The 17,230-nt window shown below is 57.8% G+C and carries 17 protein-coding genes; 9 read left to right on the plus strand and 8 right to left on the minus strand.

Translation table 11 applies throughout. The features are described 5' to 3' along the window. Positions 1 to 31: 31 nt before the first annotated feature. Positions 32 to 1,342 (minus strand): homoserine dehydrogenase, encoded by a 1,311-nt coding sequence (locus tag BI364_RS09585; protein ID WP_070080005.1) that lies wholly within the window; start codon positions 1,340 to 1,342, stop codon positions 32 to 34. 63 nt (positions 1,343 to 1,405) lie between these two features. Continuing rightward, positions 1,406 to 2,584 carry an alanine transaminase gene (gene alaC / locus BI364_RS09590; protein ID WP_070078538.1) on the minus strand — a complete coding sequence of 393 codons (1,179 nt, stop codon included), beginning with the start codon at positions 2,582 to 2,584 and terminating at the stop codon, positions 1,406 to 1,408. 105 nt (positions 2,585 to 2,689) lie between these two features. On the opposite strand from alaC, the gene BI364_RS09595 reads away from it, so the two are divergent. Continuing rightward, a complete protein-coding gene (locus tag BI364_RS09595) occupies positions 2,690 to 3,064 on the plus strand; it encodes an Mth938-like domain-containing protein (protein ID WP_070078539.1) in 375 nt (124 codons plus the stop codon). 36 nt (positions 3,065 to 3,100) lie between these two features. Here the strand turns inward: BI364_RS09595 and rpoS are convergent, their stop codons facing one another. The 4 genes from rpoS to surE all read right to left on the minus strand — a co-directional run bounded on the left by rpoS (position 3,101) and on the right by surE (position 6,907). Next, the gene (gene rpoS, locus BI364_RS09600; protein ID WP_070078540.1) at positions 3,101 to 4,216 is read right to left on the minus strand and encodes an RNA polymerase sigma factor RpoS; all 1,116 of its coding nucleotides are present in this window, start codon (positions 4,214 to 4,216) and stop codon (positions 3,101 to 3,103) included. Between the two features lie 71 nt (positions 4,217 to 4,287). Continuing rightward, positions 4,288 to 5,064 (minus strand): peptidoglycan DD-metalloendopeptidase family protein, encoded by a 777-nt coding sequence (locus BI364_RS09605; RefSeq protein ID WP_070078541.1) that lies wholly within the window; start codon positions 5,062 to 5,064, stop codon positions 4,288 to 4,290. 428 nt (positions 5,065 to 5,492) lie between these two features. Beyond that, positions 5,493 to 6,167: a protein-L-isoaspartate(D-aspartate) O-methyltransferase gene (locus BI364_RS09610; protein WP_070078542.1), complete on the minus strand. Its 675-nt coding sequence runs from the start codon at positions 6,165 to 6,167 to the stop codon at positions 5,493 to 5,495. After that, complete coding sequence (surE, locus tag BI364_RS09615) at positions 6,155 to 6,907, minus strand: 5'/3'-nucleotidase SurE (RefSeq protein WP_070078543.1); 753 nt, start codon at positions 6,905 to 6,907, stop codon at positions 6,155 to 6,157. Before surE ends, BI364_RS09610 begins: the two co-directional genes overlap by 13 nt. Positions 6,908 to 6,984: 77 nt before the next feature. Between surE and BI364_RS09620 the strand changes: the two genes are divergently transcribed. From BI364_RS09620 to BI364_RS09640, 5 genes are all read left to right on the plus strand, one after another. Further along, positions 6,985 to 7,539: a Smr/MutS family protein gene (locus tag BI364_RS09620; RefSeq protein WP_156782699.1), complete on the plus strand. Its 555-nt coding sequence runs from the start codon at positions 6,985 to 6,987 to the stop codon at positions 7,537 to 7,539. 184 nt (positions 7,540 to 7,723) lie between these two features. Then, entirely contained in the window at positions 7,724 to 9,316 is a 1,593-nt protein-coding gene (locus BI364_RS09625; protein ID WP_070078545.1) for a cytochrome ubiquinol oxidase subunit I, read from the plus strand. Between the two features lie 19 nt (positions 9,317 to 9,335). Beyond that, positions 9,336 to 10,487 (plus strand): cytochrome d ubiquinol oxidase subunit II, encoded by a 1,152-nt coding sequence (cydB, locus tag BI364_RS09630; protein WP_070078546.1) that lies wholly within the window; start codon positions 9,336 to 9,338, stop codon positions 10,485 to 10,487. A gap of 46 nt (positions 10,488 to 10,533) precedes the next feature. Next, on the plus strand, positions 10,534 to 10,728 hold the full coding sequence (locus BI364_RS09635) for a hypothetical protein (RefSeq protein ID WP_070078547.1): 195 nt from the start codon (positions 10,534 to 10,536) through the stop codon (positions 10,726 to 10,728). A 91-nt stretch (positions 10,729 to 10,819) separates the two neighbouring features. Next, complete coding sequence (locus tag BI364_RS09640; protein WP_070078548.1) at positions 10,820 to 11,131, plus strand: cyd operon YbgE family protein; 312 nt, start codon at positions 10,820 to 10,822, stop codon at positions 11,129 to 11,131. Between the two features lie 292 nt (positions 11,132 to 11,423). On the opposite strand, the gene BI364_RS09645 is transcribed toward BI364_RS09640, so the two are convergent. Continuing rightward, positions 11,424 to 12,293 (minus strand): decaprenyl-phosphate phosphoribosyltransferase, encoded by an 870-nt coding sequence (locus tag BI364_RS09645; protein ID WP_070078549.1) that lies wholly within the window; start codon positions 12,291 to 12,293, stop codon positions 11,424 to 11,426. Here BI364_RS09645 and BI364_RS09650 point away from each other — a divergent pair. The 3 genes from BI364_RS09650 to BI364_RS09660 are packed head-to-tail and all read left to right on the plus strand — an operon-like array spanning position 12,292 to position 15,912. Further along, entirely contained in the window at positions 12,292 to 13,827 is a 1,536-nt protein-coding gene (locus BI364_RS09650; RefSeq protein ID WP_070078550.1) for an ArnT family glycosyltransferase, read from the plus strand. The genes BI364_RS09645 and BI364_RS09650 overlap by 2 nt on opposite strands. Beyond that, positions 13,824 to 15,179: an FAD-binding oxidoreductase gene (locus tag BI364_RS09655; protein ID WP_070078551.1), complete on the plus strand. Its 1,356-nt coding sequence runs from the start codon at positions 13,824 to 13,826 to the stop codon at positions 15,177 to 15,179. The genes BI364_RS09650 and BI364_RS09655 overlap by 4 nt, the downstream gene beginning before the upstream one ends. Beyond that, on the plus strand, positions 15,172 to 15,912 hold the full coding sequence (locus tag BI364_RS09660) for an SDR family oxidoreductase (protein WP_070078552.1): 741 nt from the start codon (positions 15,172 to 15,174) through the stop codon (positions 15,910 to 15,912). Before BI364_RS09655 ends, BI364_RS09660 begins: the two co-directional genes overlap by 8 nt. Here BI364_RS09660 and BI364_RS09665 read toward each other — a convergent pair whose 3' ends face one another. Then, positions 15,913 to 17,127, minus strand: coding sequence for a methyl-accepting chemotaxis protein (locus BI364_RS09665; protein WP_197495661.1), 1,215 nt, complete (start codon positions 17,125 to 17,127; stop codon positions 15,913 to 15,915). Between the last annotated feature and the right edge of the window lie 103 nt (positions 17,128 to 17,230).

The raw sequence follows: 17,230 nt of genomic DNA on the forward strand, positions 1-17,230 counted from the left end.
GCGCATCGCAGATGCTTGCGCCTGGCATAACTCAGCTCAGATTTTCCAGGCGTATCCGAGTCACGTGATCGGCCGTGGTTTCCAATGCTTCGATACGCCGTATCGCCTCATCCATATTCGCCTCGCGAACCGCTGCTGTAATGATGACAATCGAGGCATCCGTCGCTTCTTCTGCGGGCTGACGCTGCAATACGGCTTCGATACTAATCGATAGATCACCCAATATACGCGTGATATCAGCCAATACGCCGGGTCGATCCTGCGCACGTAAGCGCAAATAATACGCGGTAACTGCCTCGCCGATGGGCAATACCTGCAAATCGATAAGCGAGTCCGGGTGAAAGGCCAAGTGAGGGACTCGATTATTCGGGTCAACGGTCAGTGCACGCGTCACGTCGACCAGATCCGCAACCACCGCCGAGGCAGTCGGCTCAGCGCCGGCACCTGGCCCATAGTACAGTGTTGAGCCTACGGCATCGGCGCGCACCAGGACTGCATTCATGACGCCATCCACGTTAGCGATCAGCCGGCGATGCGGAATCAGTGTCGGATGCACGCGCAGCTCGATACCGGAATCACGACGACGGGCAATGCCCAGATGCTTGATGCGATAACCCAGTTCAGCCGCATAAGTGACATCCTCGCGGGTGATTCGAGTGATGCCTTCGGTATAAACCCGTTCGTATTGCAGCGGAATGCCGAAGGCAATCGAAGCCAGTATGGTCAACTTGTGCGCAGCATCAATACCCTCGACATCGAAGGTCGGATCAGCCTCGGCATAACCCAGACTCTGCGCCTCGGACAGAACATCCTCGAAGTCCCGCCCCTTGTCGCGCATTTCACTGAGAATGAAATTCCCGGTACCGTTGATGATGCCAGCAAGCCATTCGATAGTATTGCCGGCCAATGCCTCGCGTATCGCCTTGATGATAGGAATGCCGCCGCCGACCGCCGCCTCGAATGCCACGGTGACGCCTTGTTCGCTGGCGCGCGCAAATATCTCATTGCCATAGAGCGCAATCAGGGCCTTATTGGCGGTCACCACATGCTTACCCTGATCGATGGCGCGCATGACCATCTCGTATGCGATCGTAGTCCCACCGATAAGCTCGACAACGATATCGATTTCGGGATCATCAACCACGTCCTGCGCACGATTGGTCAACGCGATACCACTTAGATCACAATCGCGGCTTACCGACAGATCACGCGACGCGGCGCGGACAATGCGGATGGCTCGCCCTGCGCGGCGTGCAATCTCTTCGTCATTGCGCGCCAGCACACGCACAACCCCACAACCGACGGTGCCGAGCCCCAAAAGGCCGACTTTTACTGCTTCCAATGCTTCCTCCAAGGATCTTTATAATCCGCGTTTCAAATCGAACGCATTCAATCGTAATACAGGCTAGCCCGCCCGAAACATTTGTTTAAGGCCACGAATAGCCTGGCGTGTGCGATGTTCATTCTCGATTAGCCCGAAGCGGACATGATCGTCGCCATACGAACCGAAGCCAATACCTGGCGAAACCGCGACCTTGGCTTCCTTGAGCACGCGCTTGGAAAATTCCAGCGAGCCCAATTCGCGATAGCGCTCTGGAATTTTTGCCCACACAAACATGGTCGCCTTCGGGCGTTCGACTTCCCAGCCGATACCATTGAGTCCCTCGCAAAGCACATCGCGACGTCGGCGGTAGGTTTCACGGATTTCTGACACGCAATCCTGCGGGCCTTCCAGTGCCGTAATCGCGGCCACCTGGATCGGCGTGAACATGCCGTAATCGAGGTAGGATTTCATTCGCGCCAGCGCGGCGACGAGCTTCGCATTGCCGCACATGAAACCCACGCGCCAACCTGGCATGTTGTAGGTCTTGGAAAGCGAATAGAACTCAACGGCGACATCCTTGGCATCCGGCACCTGCAGCACGGAGGGAGCGACGTACCCATCGAAGGTGATTTCGGAGTAAGCGATGTCGTGCACAACCCATATGCCGTGTTCACGGGCGATCGCCACAACCTTCTCGAAGAAATCCAGTTCCACGCACTGTCCGGTAGGATTTCCGGGGAAATTCAGGATCAGCATTTTCGGACGTGGCCAACTGTCCTTGATCGCCTTATCCAGCTCTTGGAAAAAATCGACATCAGGCGTCATCGGTACATGACGGATATCAGCGCCCGCGATCACGCAACCATATGGATGAATCGGGTAAGCCGGATTCGGCACGAGAACCGCATCCCCAGGCCCGAGGGTCGCCAATGCCAAGTGCGCCAGCCCCTCCTTCGAACCGATGGTTACAATCGCCTCGGAATCCGGATCGAGCTCAACGTCGAAACGGTCTCGATACCATTGGCAGATAGCCCGTCTCAGGCGAGGGATGCCGCGGGAAACCGAATAACGGTGCGTGTCGCCCCGCCGCGTTGCCTCAATCATTTTTTCTACGATGTGGGGCGGCGTCGGGCGATCCGGATTACCCATACCGAAATCGATGATGTCTTCGCCACGGCTACGGGCCTTAGCCTTAAGCTCGTTGACTATGTTGAATACATAAGGCGGAAGGCGCTGAATGCGCGGAAATTCGTCTTTCACACAAAGGCCTACAGGGCAAAAAGGTGCCGATTTCAAAGCGATCGACATTACGCATGTGCATCGGGACTGTCAATCGCCCAGCCGAGTAATGATAAACTTACGGGTATGCGATTTACCGAAGACACCGCAGATGCCAGCTATGTCATTGATGCCTATGGCCCAGGCTGGGTCAGCATCAATCATGTTGCGTATACGCATAGCGTGATTGTGATGCCGGATCAGCTGCACACGCCGTGGCGGCCGACACATCTCACCGAGTTCACCGCCGACGACCTAGGGAAAATTCTGGCGATGACCCCCGAGATCATCTTGGTTGGCACGGGACGCCATCAACGCTTCCCTGAGACCGACATTCTCAAGCAGCTTGCGGCAGAAAGCATCGGCTGCGAGTTCATGGACACTGCTGCTGCATGCCGTACCTATACGGTACTAATGGCCGAAAAAAGACGGGTTGCCGCTGCATTACTGATGGCCGACTGACGCCCTCCTTGCAGAGAGGGCGACACCACCTGGAGATCAATTCTGCAGCAATGCCTCTTCCGAAAACCCGGTCCCTTCCAGTATTTGACGCAAACGGCGCAGCGCCTCCATCTGGATTTGCCTCGCTCGCTCCCGCGTGACGCCCAGGGCGCTACCGACCTCTTCAAGCGTCGCCTTCTCATATCCCATGAGACCAAAACGTCGGACAATTACCTCGCGCTGCTTTGAATCAAGCTGCCCTAGCCAATGACTGACATAGGCGGAGATATTTTCATCCTGAAGCAGCTCGGCAGGCTCCTGGGATTGCTCGTCGGGTATCATCTCCGACAGTGATCGCCCACTATCCTGCCCAATCGTGATATCCATGGACGTCGCCCGCTCACTGAGCTGCAACAGACGCTTGATTTCATCGACCGGGCGCCCCATTACCTCGGAAATTTCGTGCAAAGTCGGATCTCGGTTGAATTGCTGAGTCAGGGCCCGGACTGTACGCAAATAAACGTTCAACTCCTTGACGACATGAATCGGTAAGCGGATCGTGCGCGTCTGATTCATAATCGCACGCTCAATGGTCTGTCGGATCCACCAAGTCGCATAAGTGGAAAAGCGAAACCCACGCTCTGGATCGAATTTCTCCACTGCACGGATCAGGCCGAGATTGCCTTCCTCGATCAGGTCCAGGAATGCAAGCCCACGGTTCATGTAGCGACGTGCGATTTTGACCACCAACCGAAGATTGCAGACGATCATCTTATTCCGGCCGGTCTCATCACCACGCTGAGCAAGACGAGCGTAATAAACCTCTTCCTGCGGCGTGAGCAGCTTGGAATACTCGATTTCCTTAAGATACAGACGGGTAGCGTCCATCTCCGCAGACGATGCGGTAAGTCGCGGCTTCTTGACAGACTTAGGCTCTGGCTCGGCCGCCGCCGCCGCTACCTGAAGGATTTCGACGTCGGCGACGGTTTCATCTTCGCTCTCATCGTCGTCGTCATCGTCCGTCAATTCATCCAACCCCGACCCGGCAGCATCGACTGCTGGCACTGCGGTAAAATCCACCTCGATTCGCGATTCTCCTACGCCATCATCACCTAACTCGCGCTTTTCCAGATCGACCAGCGCTCGCGGATCCACATCTCCCCTGATATTCATACTTCACAACCCTCCATTCCACGTCAGTGGTCCCCGGTTGTTGATGATTTGTTTTAATTATATTAAATGTGCTATTTAGCCCTTCCAGGTAGATAGGTTATAGGGTTTACAGGATCGCCGTCCACTCTGATCTCGAAAAACAGCATCGGCTGGGTAATACCGGTACCAGTTTCACCCATCAAGGCGATTTTCTGCCCCTGCTTCACCACATCACCTTCGTTCACCAAAAGCTTCTGGTTGTGCCCGTAAGCACTCAGATAATGGCCATTGTGCTTGATGATAATGAGGTTGCCATAACTGGGTAGGCCATTGCCGCTATACACAACCTGTCCGGCAGCAGCGGCTATCACCGGCTGCCCCAGGCGACCGCCGATTTCGATCCCCTGTTCAGTCTTTGAATAGGCCTGCAGCAAACGGCCCTGGGTCGGCCACAGCCAGTGCAATCGGCTGGGTGCCGCCGCCTCTGCTGGGCGCGAACGGCCGATAGGCGAGGCCGGTGGCGGTGATGCGGGTCTATAGGGCCGCGCCTCACCAGGTGACGGCACCGCCGATGACTGAGGTCTGGCTTGAGGCGGCGCTGCACGAGCAAGCTGCTGATTCTGCCCGGGCGGGTTCATTCGAATCCATTGCCCTGGCGTCAGTGTGTAGGGAGCTGACAATCCATTCCAGCGAGCCACCTCGTGATAATCCAGATCAAAGCGCCAAGCAATCGCATACAGTGTTTCACCTTTGCGAACTTGGACGTAACCAGCATGAAAACCGCTTCCCTGATAAGGCATCACCGAACAGGCGGATAGCCAGGAAAGCAGCAAGGCAAGGATCAGACAACGCACAGAGCGATACATCATCCGTCAACATCTCTTACGGCACACCCTCCCCGATGCATCCACTCACAGGGCGAGGTGACGGGCAATCCAGTACACGATTTCAGGAAAGGCTGCATTTCTCGTTCTACCAGCGACTTGAGGGCGACACTTCAAGCTTACCCGAGATTAGGCCAGAGTAACGCGAGGGTTGCCAACAGGCTCCCAGCACAGCCCTTCTATAGAGTTTCGAAACTAGAGGGCAGCATACGACCCTGGCCAGAAGACGGAGACAAAAGACGCGAGCAACAGGGTCGCCAGACCCACCGTCATCGTGAAAACCTTCATCACATCGGGCGGGACTGGGGAGAGCATGGGGATTCAGCCAAACTTAGGCAGGCGAAACGCCGCCATGTCGCAGGACGTTCAACCCATTCGAGAACACCTCGGCATAAAGACCGACGAACAGGGCTTCAGGCCTCATGACCGGCACGCATCGGCACAAAGGAAACCGCATCAAGCGTGCGGTGGACAAAAATGTTTCCTTCACGCGTCACCATGACCAGGTGTTGTCGTTCGCCCGCACCAACCGGCGCCAGCAGACGTCCACCCGGAGTTAATTGCTGAAGCAGGGATTCCGGAATCTCTCCGGGTGCTGCTGTGAGCAATATCGCCTCATAAGGCCCCTGCTCCAGCCAACCCATATGGCCATCATCGAGCTTAAACTGGATGTTGCGGAAGCCGACGCCGTCCAGCAGACGCCGCGCCCGCTGTGCCAGCGCACCGATGCGCTCGACCGTGTACACCCTAGGCACCAGTTGCGCGAGCACCGCCGCCTGATAACCAGATCCCGTACCGATCTCCAATACACTGGTCGGCATACCAGCCTCCAGCAGCAGCTCCGTCATTCGGGCAACGACATAGGGTTGCGACAACGTCTGACCAAACCCGATGGGTAAGGCCGTATCTTCATATGCGCGCGTAGCCAGTGCTTCATCCACGAACAGATGGCGCGGCGTCGCCGCCATGATCCGTAATACTGAAGCGTTCTGAATGCCCTGGGTACGTAGACGCTCAACCATGCGGTCACGCGTACGCTGCGATGTCATGCCGATACCGCTAAGGGAATCCGTCGTCAAATCGGGCATGTGAGCAACCATTCCTGCAGATGCTCCACCGCTTCATGACGCGTCAAGTCGACCTTGATCGGCGTTACTGAAACGTAGTCATGATTGATCGCATGAAAATCTGTGCCCGGCCCGGCGTCTTGTTCCGGACCAGCCTGCCCCACCCAATAGATACTACGACCACGCGGGTCTGTGGTCTTAAGCATGCCCTCGGCACGGTGGCGGTTACCCAAGCGGGTCGCCTGAAACCCCTTAAGCTCGGTCAACGGACGATCAGGCACATTGACGCTGAGAATAGTATCTCGCGGCAGCGGATCGTCGCACAGCCGGCGGATAATGCCCAACATAGCGCTGGCGGCCGCCTCAAGATGCGCCGGCTGAAAGCTGGTTGACGATACTGCAATCGCCGGCAACCCCAAGAAACGCCCCTCCATGGCAGCCGCCACGGTGCCCGAATACAGGACATCATCGCCCAGATTTGCGCCATGATTGATCCCCGCGATCACCATGTCCGGCTCATTTTCCAATAAGCCGGTCAAGGCGAGGTGCACACAATCGGTTGGCGTCCCATCGACGCGGATATAGCCATTGGGCATCTGGGTTGCGCGCAACGGGCGCGTCAGCGTTAGCGAATTACTTGCGCCACTGCGATCCCGATCCGGAGCAACCACAGTGACGCGCCCCAGCGTACCCAGGGCTTCGGCCAATACCGATAGCCCCTCGGAAAGATAGCCGTCGTCATTACTTAGTAAAAAGTGCATAGGACCCCCGTACGATCGCGCGCTAATATACTGCAAACAGGCGGACTCCGCCCCTATGACCCGCGGGAGGATCGCGCATGCCAGATATGGACGACGAGGACGGAGAACTGTTCCGGCAAGCCATCGGTCAGGTGCGGCCCGTACGCACGGACCAGCACCCAGATTATCGCCCAGCCCCGCCGCCACGGCCGTTGCAGCGAGATCCAGCGCCAAGGCAATTGATTGAAGATTCGCTCCAGGACCCACCAGACGATCCCGATCTGCAACCCGGCGACATTCTCAGCTATGCGCGCCCAGGTACCTCACGGCAAATGATTCGGCGGCTTCGGCGTGGGCAGTATCGCATCGATGCGGAACTCGATCTCCACGGACTTGGGCTGCGTGAAGCGCGCCAGGCCCTGCTCGCCTTCGTACGTGAAAGACATCTGCAACGTCTAGGCTGCGTACGCATCATTCACGGCAAGGGCTGGCGCTCAGGCAACCACGGCCCGGTACTCAAACCGGGTGTCAACCACTGGCTCCGTCAGCTGGATGAGGTGCTGGCTTTTGCATCTGCGCGCCCGGTAGACGGGGGCACAGGTGCGCTGTATGTGTTGCTACGCGCCAATTCGACCTCAGCTAATTCAACTTAAATTGACCGATGTCAATTTTTCAGTATTAGCATATCAACATACTCTCTTCAGCGGCGCGGGTTAGCCTAACTGAATCATAACCAGGGGCACAGGCACCCTTGCCGCTAGCCAACGCCGTGCCGTGCGGTATCGAAAGGATGTTGCCGCGCTAAGGCTACCCCCATTCTGCTGAGGAGAGGAGAGCATGGTTCCAAGCGATCTCGTCGTGGACCTATCGCGTTGGCAATTCGCCGCCACCGCGCTTTACCATTTTTTGTTCGTGCCACTCACGCTGGGATTGAGTTTCATCCTGGCAGCCATGGAAACGGTCTACGTTACCACCGGACGTACGATCTACAAGGAAATGGCGCAATTCTGGGGCAAGCTCTTCGCGATCAATTTCGCACTCGGCGTGGCCACCGGGTTGACCATGGAATTCGAGTTCGGCACCAATTGGTCCACCTATTCATATTACGTCGGCGACGTATTCGGGGCGCCCCTGGCGGTTGAAGGCCTAATGGCCTTCTTCATGGAATCCACCTTTGTCGGCCTGATGCTACTGGGCTGGCATCGACTGAATCGTGTGCAGCACCTGACCGTCACCTGGCTGGTCGCGCTCGGCTCGAACCTGTCTGCATTGTGGATACTGATCGCTAACGGCTTTATGCAGGACCCACATGGCGCCACGTTCAATCCGTTCACTCAACGCCTTGAACTTACCAGCTTCATGCACTTACTGTTCAATCCAGATGCGCAGGCCAAATTCGTACACACCTCGCTCGCGGGCTACGTGACCGCGGCGATTTTCGTCGTCGGCATCAGTGCCTGGTATCTGAGCAAGGGCCGTCACATCGAACTCGCACGCCGCTCCTTGCGCATGGCTGCACTGTTCGGCGTGCTGTCCTCGGTTGGTGTAATCACTCTGGGAGACGCGCTCGGCTTCATTGACGGCGGTAAGCAACCGACCAAGTTGGCCGCGATGGAGGGTCTGTGGGAAACCGAGCAGGCACCGGCCAGCTTCAACGCCATCGCCTTCCCGAGTCAGGAGGAACAACGCAATCTGTTCGCAATCAAGATCCCCTACCTGCTCTCAATACTGGTCAAACATGACTTGAGCACACCCATCGTCGGCATCAATCAACTTGAACAGGAGGCCGCTCAGCGCATCAAAAACGGTATCCCAGCGCTGATGGCTCTGCAGGCAATCCAGAAAAACCCGGACAACAAGCAGGCACTGGCCACATTCGATGCACACAAACAGGATCTGGGCTATGCCTTCCTGCTCAAGCGCTACGCACCCGATGTAGCCAAGGCAACCCCGACTCAGATCGAAAAGGCCGCAAAAGACACGATTCCGGAAGTCTGGATACTGTTCTGGTCATTCCGGTTGATGGTTGCAGCCGGTTTCGCGATGCTCGTATTCCTGATCTTCGCCACGCTGTATTCGCTCAAAACGGACTGCAGACGGACCGGCTTCCTGAAGATAGCCCCCTGGTTCATTCCAGTCCCTTTCTTCGCCTGCGAGATGGGCTGGGTAACCGCCGAGGTGGGCCGTCAACCTTGGACGGTATACGAGCAGCTACCGACCTGGATATCCGCCTCGACGCACAGCGCCAGTTACATGATTTTTTCGCTGACGGGCTTCGTCCTCCTCTACACCTGCTTCATCGTGGTCGAGATGTATCTAATGACCAAGTTCGTCCGCCAAGGCCCCGATGAACCGGGCTCGCGCGCCGGCGGTAGCTTGGCCGGCCAGCCTGTGTTCGCCCATCCCCTGCTGGCCCCCCACCGCGACTGAGTGATCGAAAGAGGACATCATGGAAGTATTAACGACCTACGCAATACTCAAAATCACCTGGTGGCTACTGCTCGGCGTTCTACTCATGGCGCTGGCCATCATGGTCGGCATGGACATGGGCGTCGGCACCATCCTGCGCTACGTCGGGCGCACGGACGAGGATCGCCGCATCGCGCTCAACATCATCGGACCGCACTGGGACGGCAATCAGGTCTGGTTCGTCCTCGGCGGCGGCGCGATCTTCGCCGCCTGGCCGACACTCTACGGCACTGCCTTCTCGGGCCTCTACGTAGTCATGTTGGTATTGTTATGGTCGATGATCCTTCGACCACTGGGGTTTGAATACCGCAGCAAGCTCGCCTCCGCAAAGTGGCGTAACCTATGGGACTGGACCCTGTTCGTCAGTGGTTTCGTGCCAATGCTCGTTTACGGCGCGGCAATCGGCAACATCCTGGTCGGTTTTCCCTTCCATTTCGCTCAGGAAGGCACGGCGGTCTCCGTTTACACCGGTAGCTTCATCACCCTGTTCAACCCCTTCGCCATCCTCGCGGGCCTGGTCTCAGTATCTATGTCCACCCTGATGGGCTCGCTCATGCTGATGAATCGTGGCGAAGGTGCGTTGTACGAGCGTGCACGGCGCGTAGCGGGATTGGCCGGGCCGCTCGCCCTCATTCTGTTCACGATTGCGGGCATCTGGGTCGCCAACATGAAAGGCTTCGTGATCAACGGCACGCTCGACCCAGGCATGCAGGCATCGCCACTTACCAACCTACCCGTGAGCATCGTTTCTGGTGGCTGGCTGCAAAACTATGCCAATCACCCGATTCTCTGGCTGCTGCCGCTGCTCACCTACATCAGTGTCATGCTCGCCACCCTGCTGGCACGAATGGGACGCTCGCATGTGGCTTGGTGGCTGGGCGCCCTTGGCTGGATCGGCATCCTCGGCACAGTTGCCGCGGCCACCTTTCCGTTTCTCATGCCATCGGTAACAGACCCCGCCCACAGCCTCATGGTTTGGAACGCCTCATCGAGCGCCAACACGCTCGGCTGGATGCTCGGTTGGACGATCGTATTCGTGCCCACCATCATCGTCTACACCAGCTGGTGCTACTGGGTGATGCGTGGCAAGGTCACCGCCAAGCAAGTAGCCGAAGACGACCACGCCTATTGAGCACGCCGCGCACATCGGACGCCAAACTTCGAGGAAACCCAAAGCGATGCGATATCTTGTTTTTACTGTACTGGCGTTACTACTGATCTTCTTGACGGTCATTATCGGTGACTACGGCCCCTGGTACTTCGCCTGGATCGTGGGTACCGTCATGATCGTACTGGTCTCGGCCGCAGGCGGCGCCTTACTCGACACACAGATCGAGGCTCGGCAGGCGCGCGACGAGCACCCCAAGCACTAAACACATCACGCCCATGCAGCGCGGGCCACCTCTCAAAGGCTCGCGCTGTGCTTGTTTAGATCAACCATCCACCCTCACACTCGGGTGCTATATGCCCATCGGAATACGCACACACCTGATCAATGGCATCGCCCTGTTGGGCGGAGCCGCCGTTGCCTTGCTTGTTATGTCTTATCCCTGGACCATCGCCTTTTCAGGGGAAGGCATTCGCGAACCACTGTTCGTACTGACGACACTGGCCGCCGCAGGCGGCTTCGTCTATGGACTGGGATATCGTCCCGGTAGCGCGTTATTTCGACGTATCGTCACACCGTGGACCGTCTTCCCACTGATTTTGGTCAGCCTCGGTTGGATCGCCTACGCGCTTCACCTCGGCCCAGGCGCCTTATCGAGCGGGGGTTAAATACTCGTACGAACTGCACGATACCCCTCGAAAAAAATTACATAAGAGATTGAAATAAAATAAAAAAGAAGGGGCGCCAATGGCGCCCCATAAGCAGGAGGAGTCGACCAGGATCAAGGCATAACTTTGATCCTGTCTGTGTATAAGCAGGTAGCGTGCCAAATAAAAATCCGGGAAATCGGGCATATTTCATCCACTTATTGCACCAAAGTAACGCGACCGCGCATCGGAGCGCGTTACTTTGGTGCTGAACGAACAGCCCGAAGCGCCCTGCAAGCGTCTTGCAACTGCATCAGCGCAGCAAAACCAGCGTGGCACCCGCCCACAGTATTCCAACAGCCAGCAAGTGCGGATCACGGAACAGATCTGTGGAAGGATCACCACCACTGCCATGGCCGTATAGCCGGTACAAATAGCGGAACAAGCCGTAGATTACGATCGGCAGGGTATAAACAAGATTGGCAGTACCCTGCATCCGAATCACCTCGGGACTCATGGTGTAGAGCCCATAGGTAATAATGCTGCCGGTAGCCGTGATCCCGAGAATCAGGTCCAACAAAGCGGGGCTGTATTCGCTCAGCACCCGCCGCTGCCGAGTTTCGCCACCAGGCGATTCGACCTCCATCAGCTCGGCCCGACGTTTGGCCGCACCCAGGAACAGCGTCAACATGAAACCGCACAGCAGCAGCCAGCGTGAGGGTTCGATCGCAACGCCCTCGGTACCCACGAGTATGCGCAGCATGAAGCCCGCAGCGATGATAAAGATATCAAGGATCACGACGTGCTTAAGGCGCACCGAATAGGCCCCATTCATCACCACGTATCCAACCAACAGCCAGAAAGCCGTAAGCGATACCTGGAGGGATATCGCCAATCCCAGCAACAGGCAACCGGCTCCAAGCAACAAAGCCTGCAGCGGCGATACCGCACCGCTCGCCACGGGACGATGGCGCTTACGTGGATGGGCACGGTCCTGCTCCCGATCGGTCACATCGTTAAGCGCGTAAATCCCGCTGGAAGCCAACGAAAACGCCACTGCAGCGGAAATGACCTGATACCATAAGCCCGCCTCGCCCCAGCGGTGAGAAAACACGATACCAGTGAAAACAAACAGGTTTTTGGTCCACTGATGGGGTCGCAGCAGTCTGATGTATGCACGCATGTCTGGCGATGAAGTCCATAATCTGATGAGTCCGGCCGCGCGATCCGCGCGCCGCATGTTTTATGCCGCCCTAGCGGGGACGCTCATTCTAAGGCTTCTGTTCGCTGCGGTCCTGCCAATGACCGGTGACGAGGCCTATTTCGTGGTCTGGGGCATGCACCCGGCGCTCGGATATTACGATCATCCCCCGATGGTCGGCTGGTGGCTCACTGCGCTGCTTGCGCTCGGCAAGGCCGAATGGTGGCTGCGCATGCCAGCCATCCTACTCAGTGCATTCACCGCCTGGGGCATCATGCGCATCCTGCGCCCGCAAACCGGCGTCATGGCGTATTGGACGGCAACACTGTTCTTGATCTCGCCTGTCAGCCTCTACAACGTCTTCATCACCACCGACACCCCGGTCATCCTGTTCATTTTTCTCAGCGGGTGGGCCTTCTATCAGGCCAGCCGACATACCCGATTGCACGACTATGCGCTAGCCGGTCTGGCCGTGGGACTCGGCATGCTCTCGAAATACTTCGAGGGCCTGATGGCCGTTGCCATCGCCTCATACTGGCTACTGATCGATCGGCGCGCCAAGGCATTCCTCGGGCTGCTTTTAGTCGCCGGTATCAGCGCCCTGTTGTTCGCTATCAATCTTTACTGGAATTACGAGCATTGCTGGGACAACTTCCTGTTCAATCTGGCCAATCGCACACATAAAGGCCTGACCCCCAGCGGTCCTCCACTCTATCTGCTCACCCTGCTCTACCTGTTTACTCCACCGTTACTGTATGGACTCTATCGCGCACGCGGCGCCATCCGCTCACGCATTCGCGAACCCCTGGTCGGTGGTTTCGCCGCATTCGCTGGCATCCCCCTCCTCCTGTTTGGGTTACTGTCATTCAAGAACGTGATCGGTCTGCACTGGCTATTGGGTTTTTACCCCTTCGTATTCGTACTGTTCGGTGCCACCGCCGATCATCGATCGCATCGGCAGAGCCTGCGCTTCATGGCCGGCTTTTCCGCACTGCATATATTGTTGCTGGGAACCCTCTTGGCCTTGCCCGTCCACGACCTGCACTTTACCGGCAAAAACTACCCCATGGTCGTACTCGGCACGCAGACAGACAAAATATGGCAGGCCGCCCAGCCCTATGTGCAGGGCCGACACTTGGCCACGCGCGGCTACGCCTCTGCCTCCATACTCGAATATCACACAGGACACCACTTCGCTGTCTTCGGTAGCGGCTCTGACCACGGGCGTGAGGACGATGCACTCACGAACTTCATGCACTGGAACGGACAAAATGTGCTGCTAATCAGCACCAACAACCTACCGGTTTCGGTGTATACCCCCTACTTCGATCACGTCGAAAAACGCGTCGTCGACATCGACGGCGCGCCGATCAACCTGATCCTGGGCGACGGGTTCCGTTATCTGGCCTATCGGCGAGAAATCCTCACGCAGATACACCAGCGCTACTATCACTTCCCAGGCTGGCTACCGGTTGGCGCCTGCCCCTTCACTCAACGGTACTTTGACACCCGATGACAAGTCCCGAAAGCATTCAGACACTCGCCGGCTGGGGGCAATATCCCCGCTATGAATCGACCGTCGTACGGCCCGAGCGCTACCGCCTGCTCAGCGAACTGGACCATACAGACACACTGATCGCACGCGGTTGCGGCCGTAGCTACGGCGATGCCGCGCTGAGTGAGAGTGGTCGCGTGGTCGACATGCGCCGGCTGGATCGCATTCTGGACTTCGATCCAGACAGTGGCCTGCTGCGCGCCGAAGCCGGGCTCACACTAGAGGCATTGATCGACTGCCTGCTGCCACAAGGCTGGTTCCCGCCCGTGACCCCAGGCACCCGCCATGTCACCCTGGGTGGCTGCATTGCCAGTGACGTACACGGCAAGAACCACCATCATGAGGGCAGTTTTTCGACGCACCTGGATGGCTTGAGTCTGCTTGACGCCCAAGGCCACTCGCACTGGATCGACCGCGAATCCGCGCCCGATACATTCAACGCCACCACAGGCGGCATGGGATTGACCGGCATCATCGGCGAGGTCGCGCTGCGCCTGCGGCGGGTAGAAACCGCCTACATCGAAACTCGCCACCATCCGGCACGTGATCTGCGCGAACTGATGACACTGCTGGCCGATCCTGAGTATGACGACGAATACACCGTCGCCTGGATCGACTGTCTACGCGGAGGCCGCGGCATCCTGATGCGAGGCCATCATGCCGCGCTGGAGCGCCTGCCGAACGCATGGCAACCACACGCCCTCACACCACCGGCACGCGCGACAAGACGCATACCGTTCACCCCGCCACGCGGACTGCTCAACCGCCACACGGTCGCCATCTTCAATGCGTTGTATTACCGCCTGAACTTGCGTGGCAAGACGCAGGCAGGCCTGAGCGACTACCGACGATTCTTCTACCCCCTGGATGGACTGGGAGAATGGTATCGGCTCTACGGGCGCGGTGGATTCGTGCAGTATCAATGCGTATTGCCTGAAGCTGCGGCAACGGAGGGCCTGGAAGCACTACTGGCGCGCATCCAAACCGCCGGACTATCGCCCTTCCTCGCCGTCCTCAAACGCATGGGCCCGGAGAGCGCGGCACCGCTCAGTTTCCCACTCGCGGGCTATACCCTGGCAATGGATCTACCTCTGAGTGGCGACCGGGCGCAACAGCTGTCTGCCGAGTTAGACGCCATCACTTTGGCACACGGTGGCCGTCTCTATCTGGCCAAAGACACCTGCCTCGATGGCAGTCGTTTCCGGCACATGTACCCACGTTATCCAGAATGGCTACGCGTCAAGCGCGCCCAAGACCCGGATAACCGCTTCACCTCGGCTCTCGCCCGCCGATTGGATATCCCCAATGACTGAACCCGTGCTGATCGTCGGCGCCACCTCGGCCATCGCCAGGGCGCTGTCTCGTAAACTGGCGGCCGCAGGCCACGATCTCTATCTGGCGGCCCGGGATACCGATGAACTTAGACGCCTATGTGCCGATCTGCATACGCGCTACCGCGTCCATGTCGCCTTTAGCGTCTTTGATATCGAAGATACCGCGAGCCACGACATGCTACTCGCGGCGGTTGACGAGACGCTTGGCGGCCTCGGGGGTATCGTGCTGGCCAGTGGTGCATTGGGAGATGGCGCGCGCATACGGGAGGACGATGCCATGGCGGCACACGTCCTCGCCGTCAATTTCACAGGGCCAGCACTATTGTTAGGCCGCTGTGCACGCATGCTGGAAGCAAAGGGACACGGTTTTATCATCGGCATCACCTCCGTCGCTGGTGACCGCGGTCGCCAGAGCAACTACACCTATGGTGCCGCAAAAGGTGGGCTAGCGCTTTACCTCCAAGGCCTGCGAAACCGCCTGTATCGCGCAGGCGTTCATGTCATGACGGTCAAACCCGGTTTCGTGGATACGGCGATGACCTATGGACTTCCCGGTATGTTCCTCGTCGCTTCGCCCGAGGACATCGCGACAGACATCATGCGAGGTCTGAAACGCCGGCGTAACGTGCTGTACACCCCGTGGTTCTGGTTCGGGATTATGTGGATCATCCGCCATATTCCAGAACGGATATTCAAACGCCTGAGTCTCTGATCAGCCCAACCTGAACCGTGTAGTCGCCTTGCGTACCTGCCCGGCCAGGGTCTCCAGTCTACCGCTCTGATCGGCCGCATGTCCGGCGCTATCGCGAGCACGCCGCGTCCCCTCGCTAATCGCGGTCAGGCTTCGATTGACCTCTTCGGCTACAGCACTTTGCTCCTCTGCCGCCGTCGCGATCTGCGTTGACATCCGGTCGATGGTCTTGATCGCCTCGGCTATCTCGGCCAAAGAAATGGCCGCCGCCTCCACCTGCCCCTCGCTGTTGGCGGCCTCTTCGCGTACACCAACCATCACGGTCACGGCCTCCCGCGCGCCCCCCTGAAGACGCTCGATCATGCCCTGAATCTCCGCTGTCGACGCTTGCGTGCGATTGGCCAGCGAACGCACCTCGTCCGCCACCACGGCAAAGCCTCGTCCCTGCTCGCCTGCACGCGCGGCCTCGATAGCCGCATTAAGGGCCAGTAGATTCGTCTGCTCGGTGATGAGCGAGATCACCTCCAGAATCTTGCTGATGTCTTCGGTTTGCGACTCCACCCGCTGGATCACTTCCGTGGCCTTGACCACGCGCTGGCTCAGCATATCGATACTCGTAATCGCAGTCGTCGAGGCCAACGCACCTTGATGCGACAGTTCCTGGGCGTTATGTGTCGCGTCGGCGGTTTCCACCGCGCTACGCGACACCTCCTGGCTGGTAGAGGCCATTTGATTCATCGCGGTGGCGACCTGGACCGTTTCCGAATCTTGGAGCGAAAGCTCGCGATTGGTCCGTTCGGTGATGTCCTTGAGATCAATGACCGATTGGCAGACCTCGTCACCCGCCGTACGCATTTGACCGATAATTTCACCAAGCGCTTGTTGTACCCGCGCCGCCGCGACTGCGATTCGTCCCAGCTCGTCGTGCGTTCGCACCGTGCTCACACGTGAAAAATCGCCCTCAGCCAAACGCTCTAAATCCACAACCAAGGCCTTGGCCGGACGTACGATTGCCGCTTCGAGCACGGCGACAAACCATACGAACGAAATCAGCACGGCCAACGCCATCAATCCGAAGCTCAATTCGATATGCCAACGCATCCCTCCGCTCAGTTGCAGCATCTGCTGAACACCCGACGCATCCAGGGATTGCGCGCCCGTGAGCCGCATACCTATCGCCTCACTGCCGGACCAGGATACCCAAAGCCCATAAACGGAGGCCGCCAGCAGCATCATGGTTGCCAATCCAGTGATTAAAATCAATTTGTTACGAATACTTTCTCGAATGAATTGCATGTTCGCGTCATTCTCCTCAACCGCTGCGCAATCCAGCGTTATT

The sequence above is a fragment of the Acidihalobacter yilgarnensis genome, from assembly GCF_001753245.1.
In the GTDB taxonomy this organism is placed as follows: domain Bacteria; phylum Pseudomonadota; class Gammaproteobacteria; order DSM-5130; family Acidihalobacteraceae; genus Acidihalobacter; species Acidihalobacter yilgarnensis.

Coding starts and splice junctions, on each gene's coding strand:
- BI364_RS09595 (WP_070078539.1), top strand. CDS start 2,690: ATGCGATTTACCGAAGACACCGCAGATGCCAGCTATGTCATTGATGCC.
- BI364_RS09665 (WP_197495661.1), bottom strand. CDS start 17,127: ATGATGCTGCTGGCGGCCTCCGTTTATGGGCTTTGGGTATCCTGGTCC.
- cydB (WP_070078546.1), top strand. CDS start 9,336: ATGGAAGTATTAACGACCTACGCAATACTCAAAATCACCTGGTGGCTA.
- surE (WP_070078543.1), bottom strand. CDS start 6,907: ATGCACTTTTTACTAAGTAATGACGACGGCTATCTTTCCGAGGGGCTA.
- BI364_RS09640 (WP_070078548.1), top strand. CDS start 10,820: ATGCCCATCGGAATACGCACACACCTGATCAATGGCATCGCCCTGTTG.
- BI364_RS09650 (WP_070078550.1), top strand. CDS start 12,292: ATGTCTGGCGATGAAGTCCATAATCTGATGAGTCCGGCCGCGCGATCC.
- BI364_RS09610 (WP_070078542.1), bottom strand. CDS start 6,167: ATGCCCGATTTGACGACGGATTCCCTTAGCGGTATCGGCATGACATCG.
- BI364_RS09625 (WP_070078545.1), top strand. CDS start 7,724: ATGGTTCCAAGCGATCTCGTCGTGGACCTATCGCGTTGGCAATTCGCC.
- BI364_RS09605 (WP_070078541.1), bottom strand. CDS start 5,064: ATGATGTATCGCTCTGTGCGTTGTCTGATCCTTGCCTTGCTGCTTTCC.
- BI364_RS09655 (WP_070078551.1), top strand. CDS start 13,824: ATGACAAGTCCCGAAAGCATTCAGACACTCGCCGGCTGGGGGCAATAT.
- BI364_RS09660 (WP_070078552.1), top strand. CDS start 15,172: ATGACTGAACCCGTGCTGATCGTCGGCGCCACCTCGGCCATCGCCAGG.
- BI364_RS09645 (WP_070078549.1), bottom strand. CDS start 12,293: ATGCGTGCATACATCAGACTGCTGCGACCCCATCAGTGGACCAAAAAC.
- BI364_RS09620 (WP_156782699.1), top strand. CDS start 6,985: ATGCCAGATATGGACGACGAGGACGGAGAACTGTTCCGGCAAGCCATC.
- rpoS (WP_070078540.1), bottom strand. CDS start 4,216: ATGAATATCAGGGGAGATGTGGATCCGCGAGCGCTGGTCGATCTGGAA.
- BI364_RS09635 (WP_070078547.1), top strand. CDS start 10,534: ATGCGATATCTTGTTTTTACTGTACTGGCGTTACTACTGATCTTCTTG.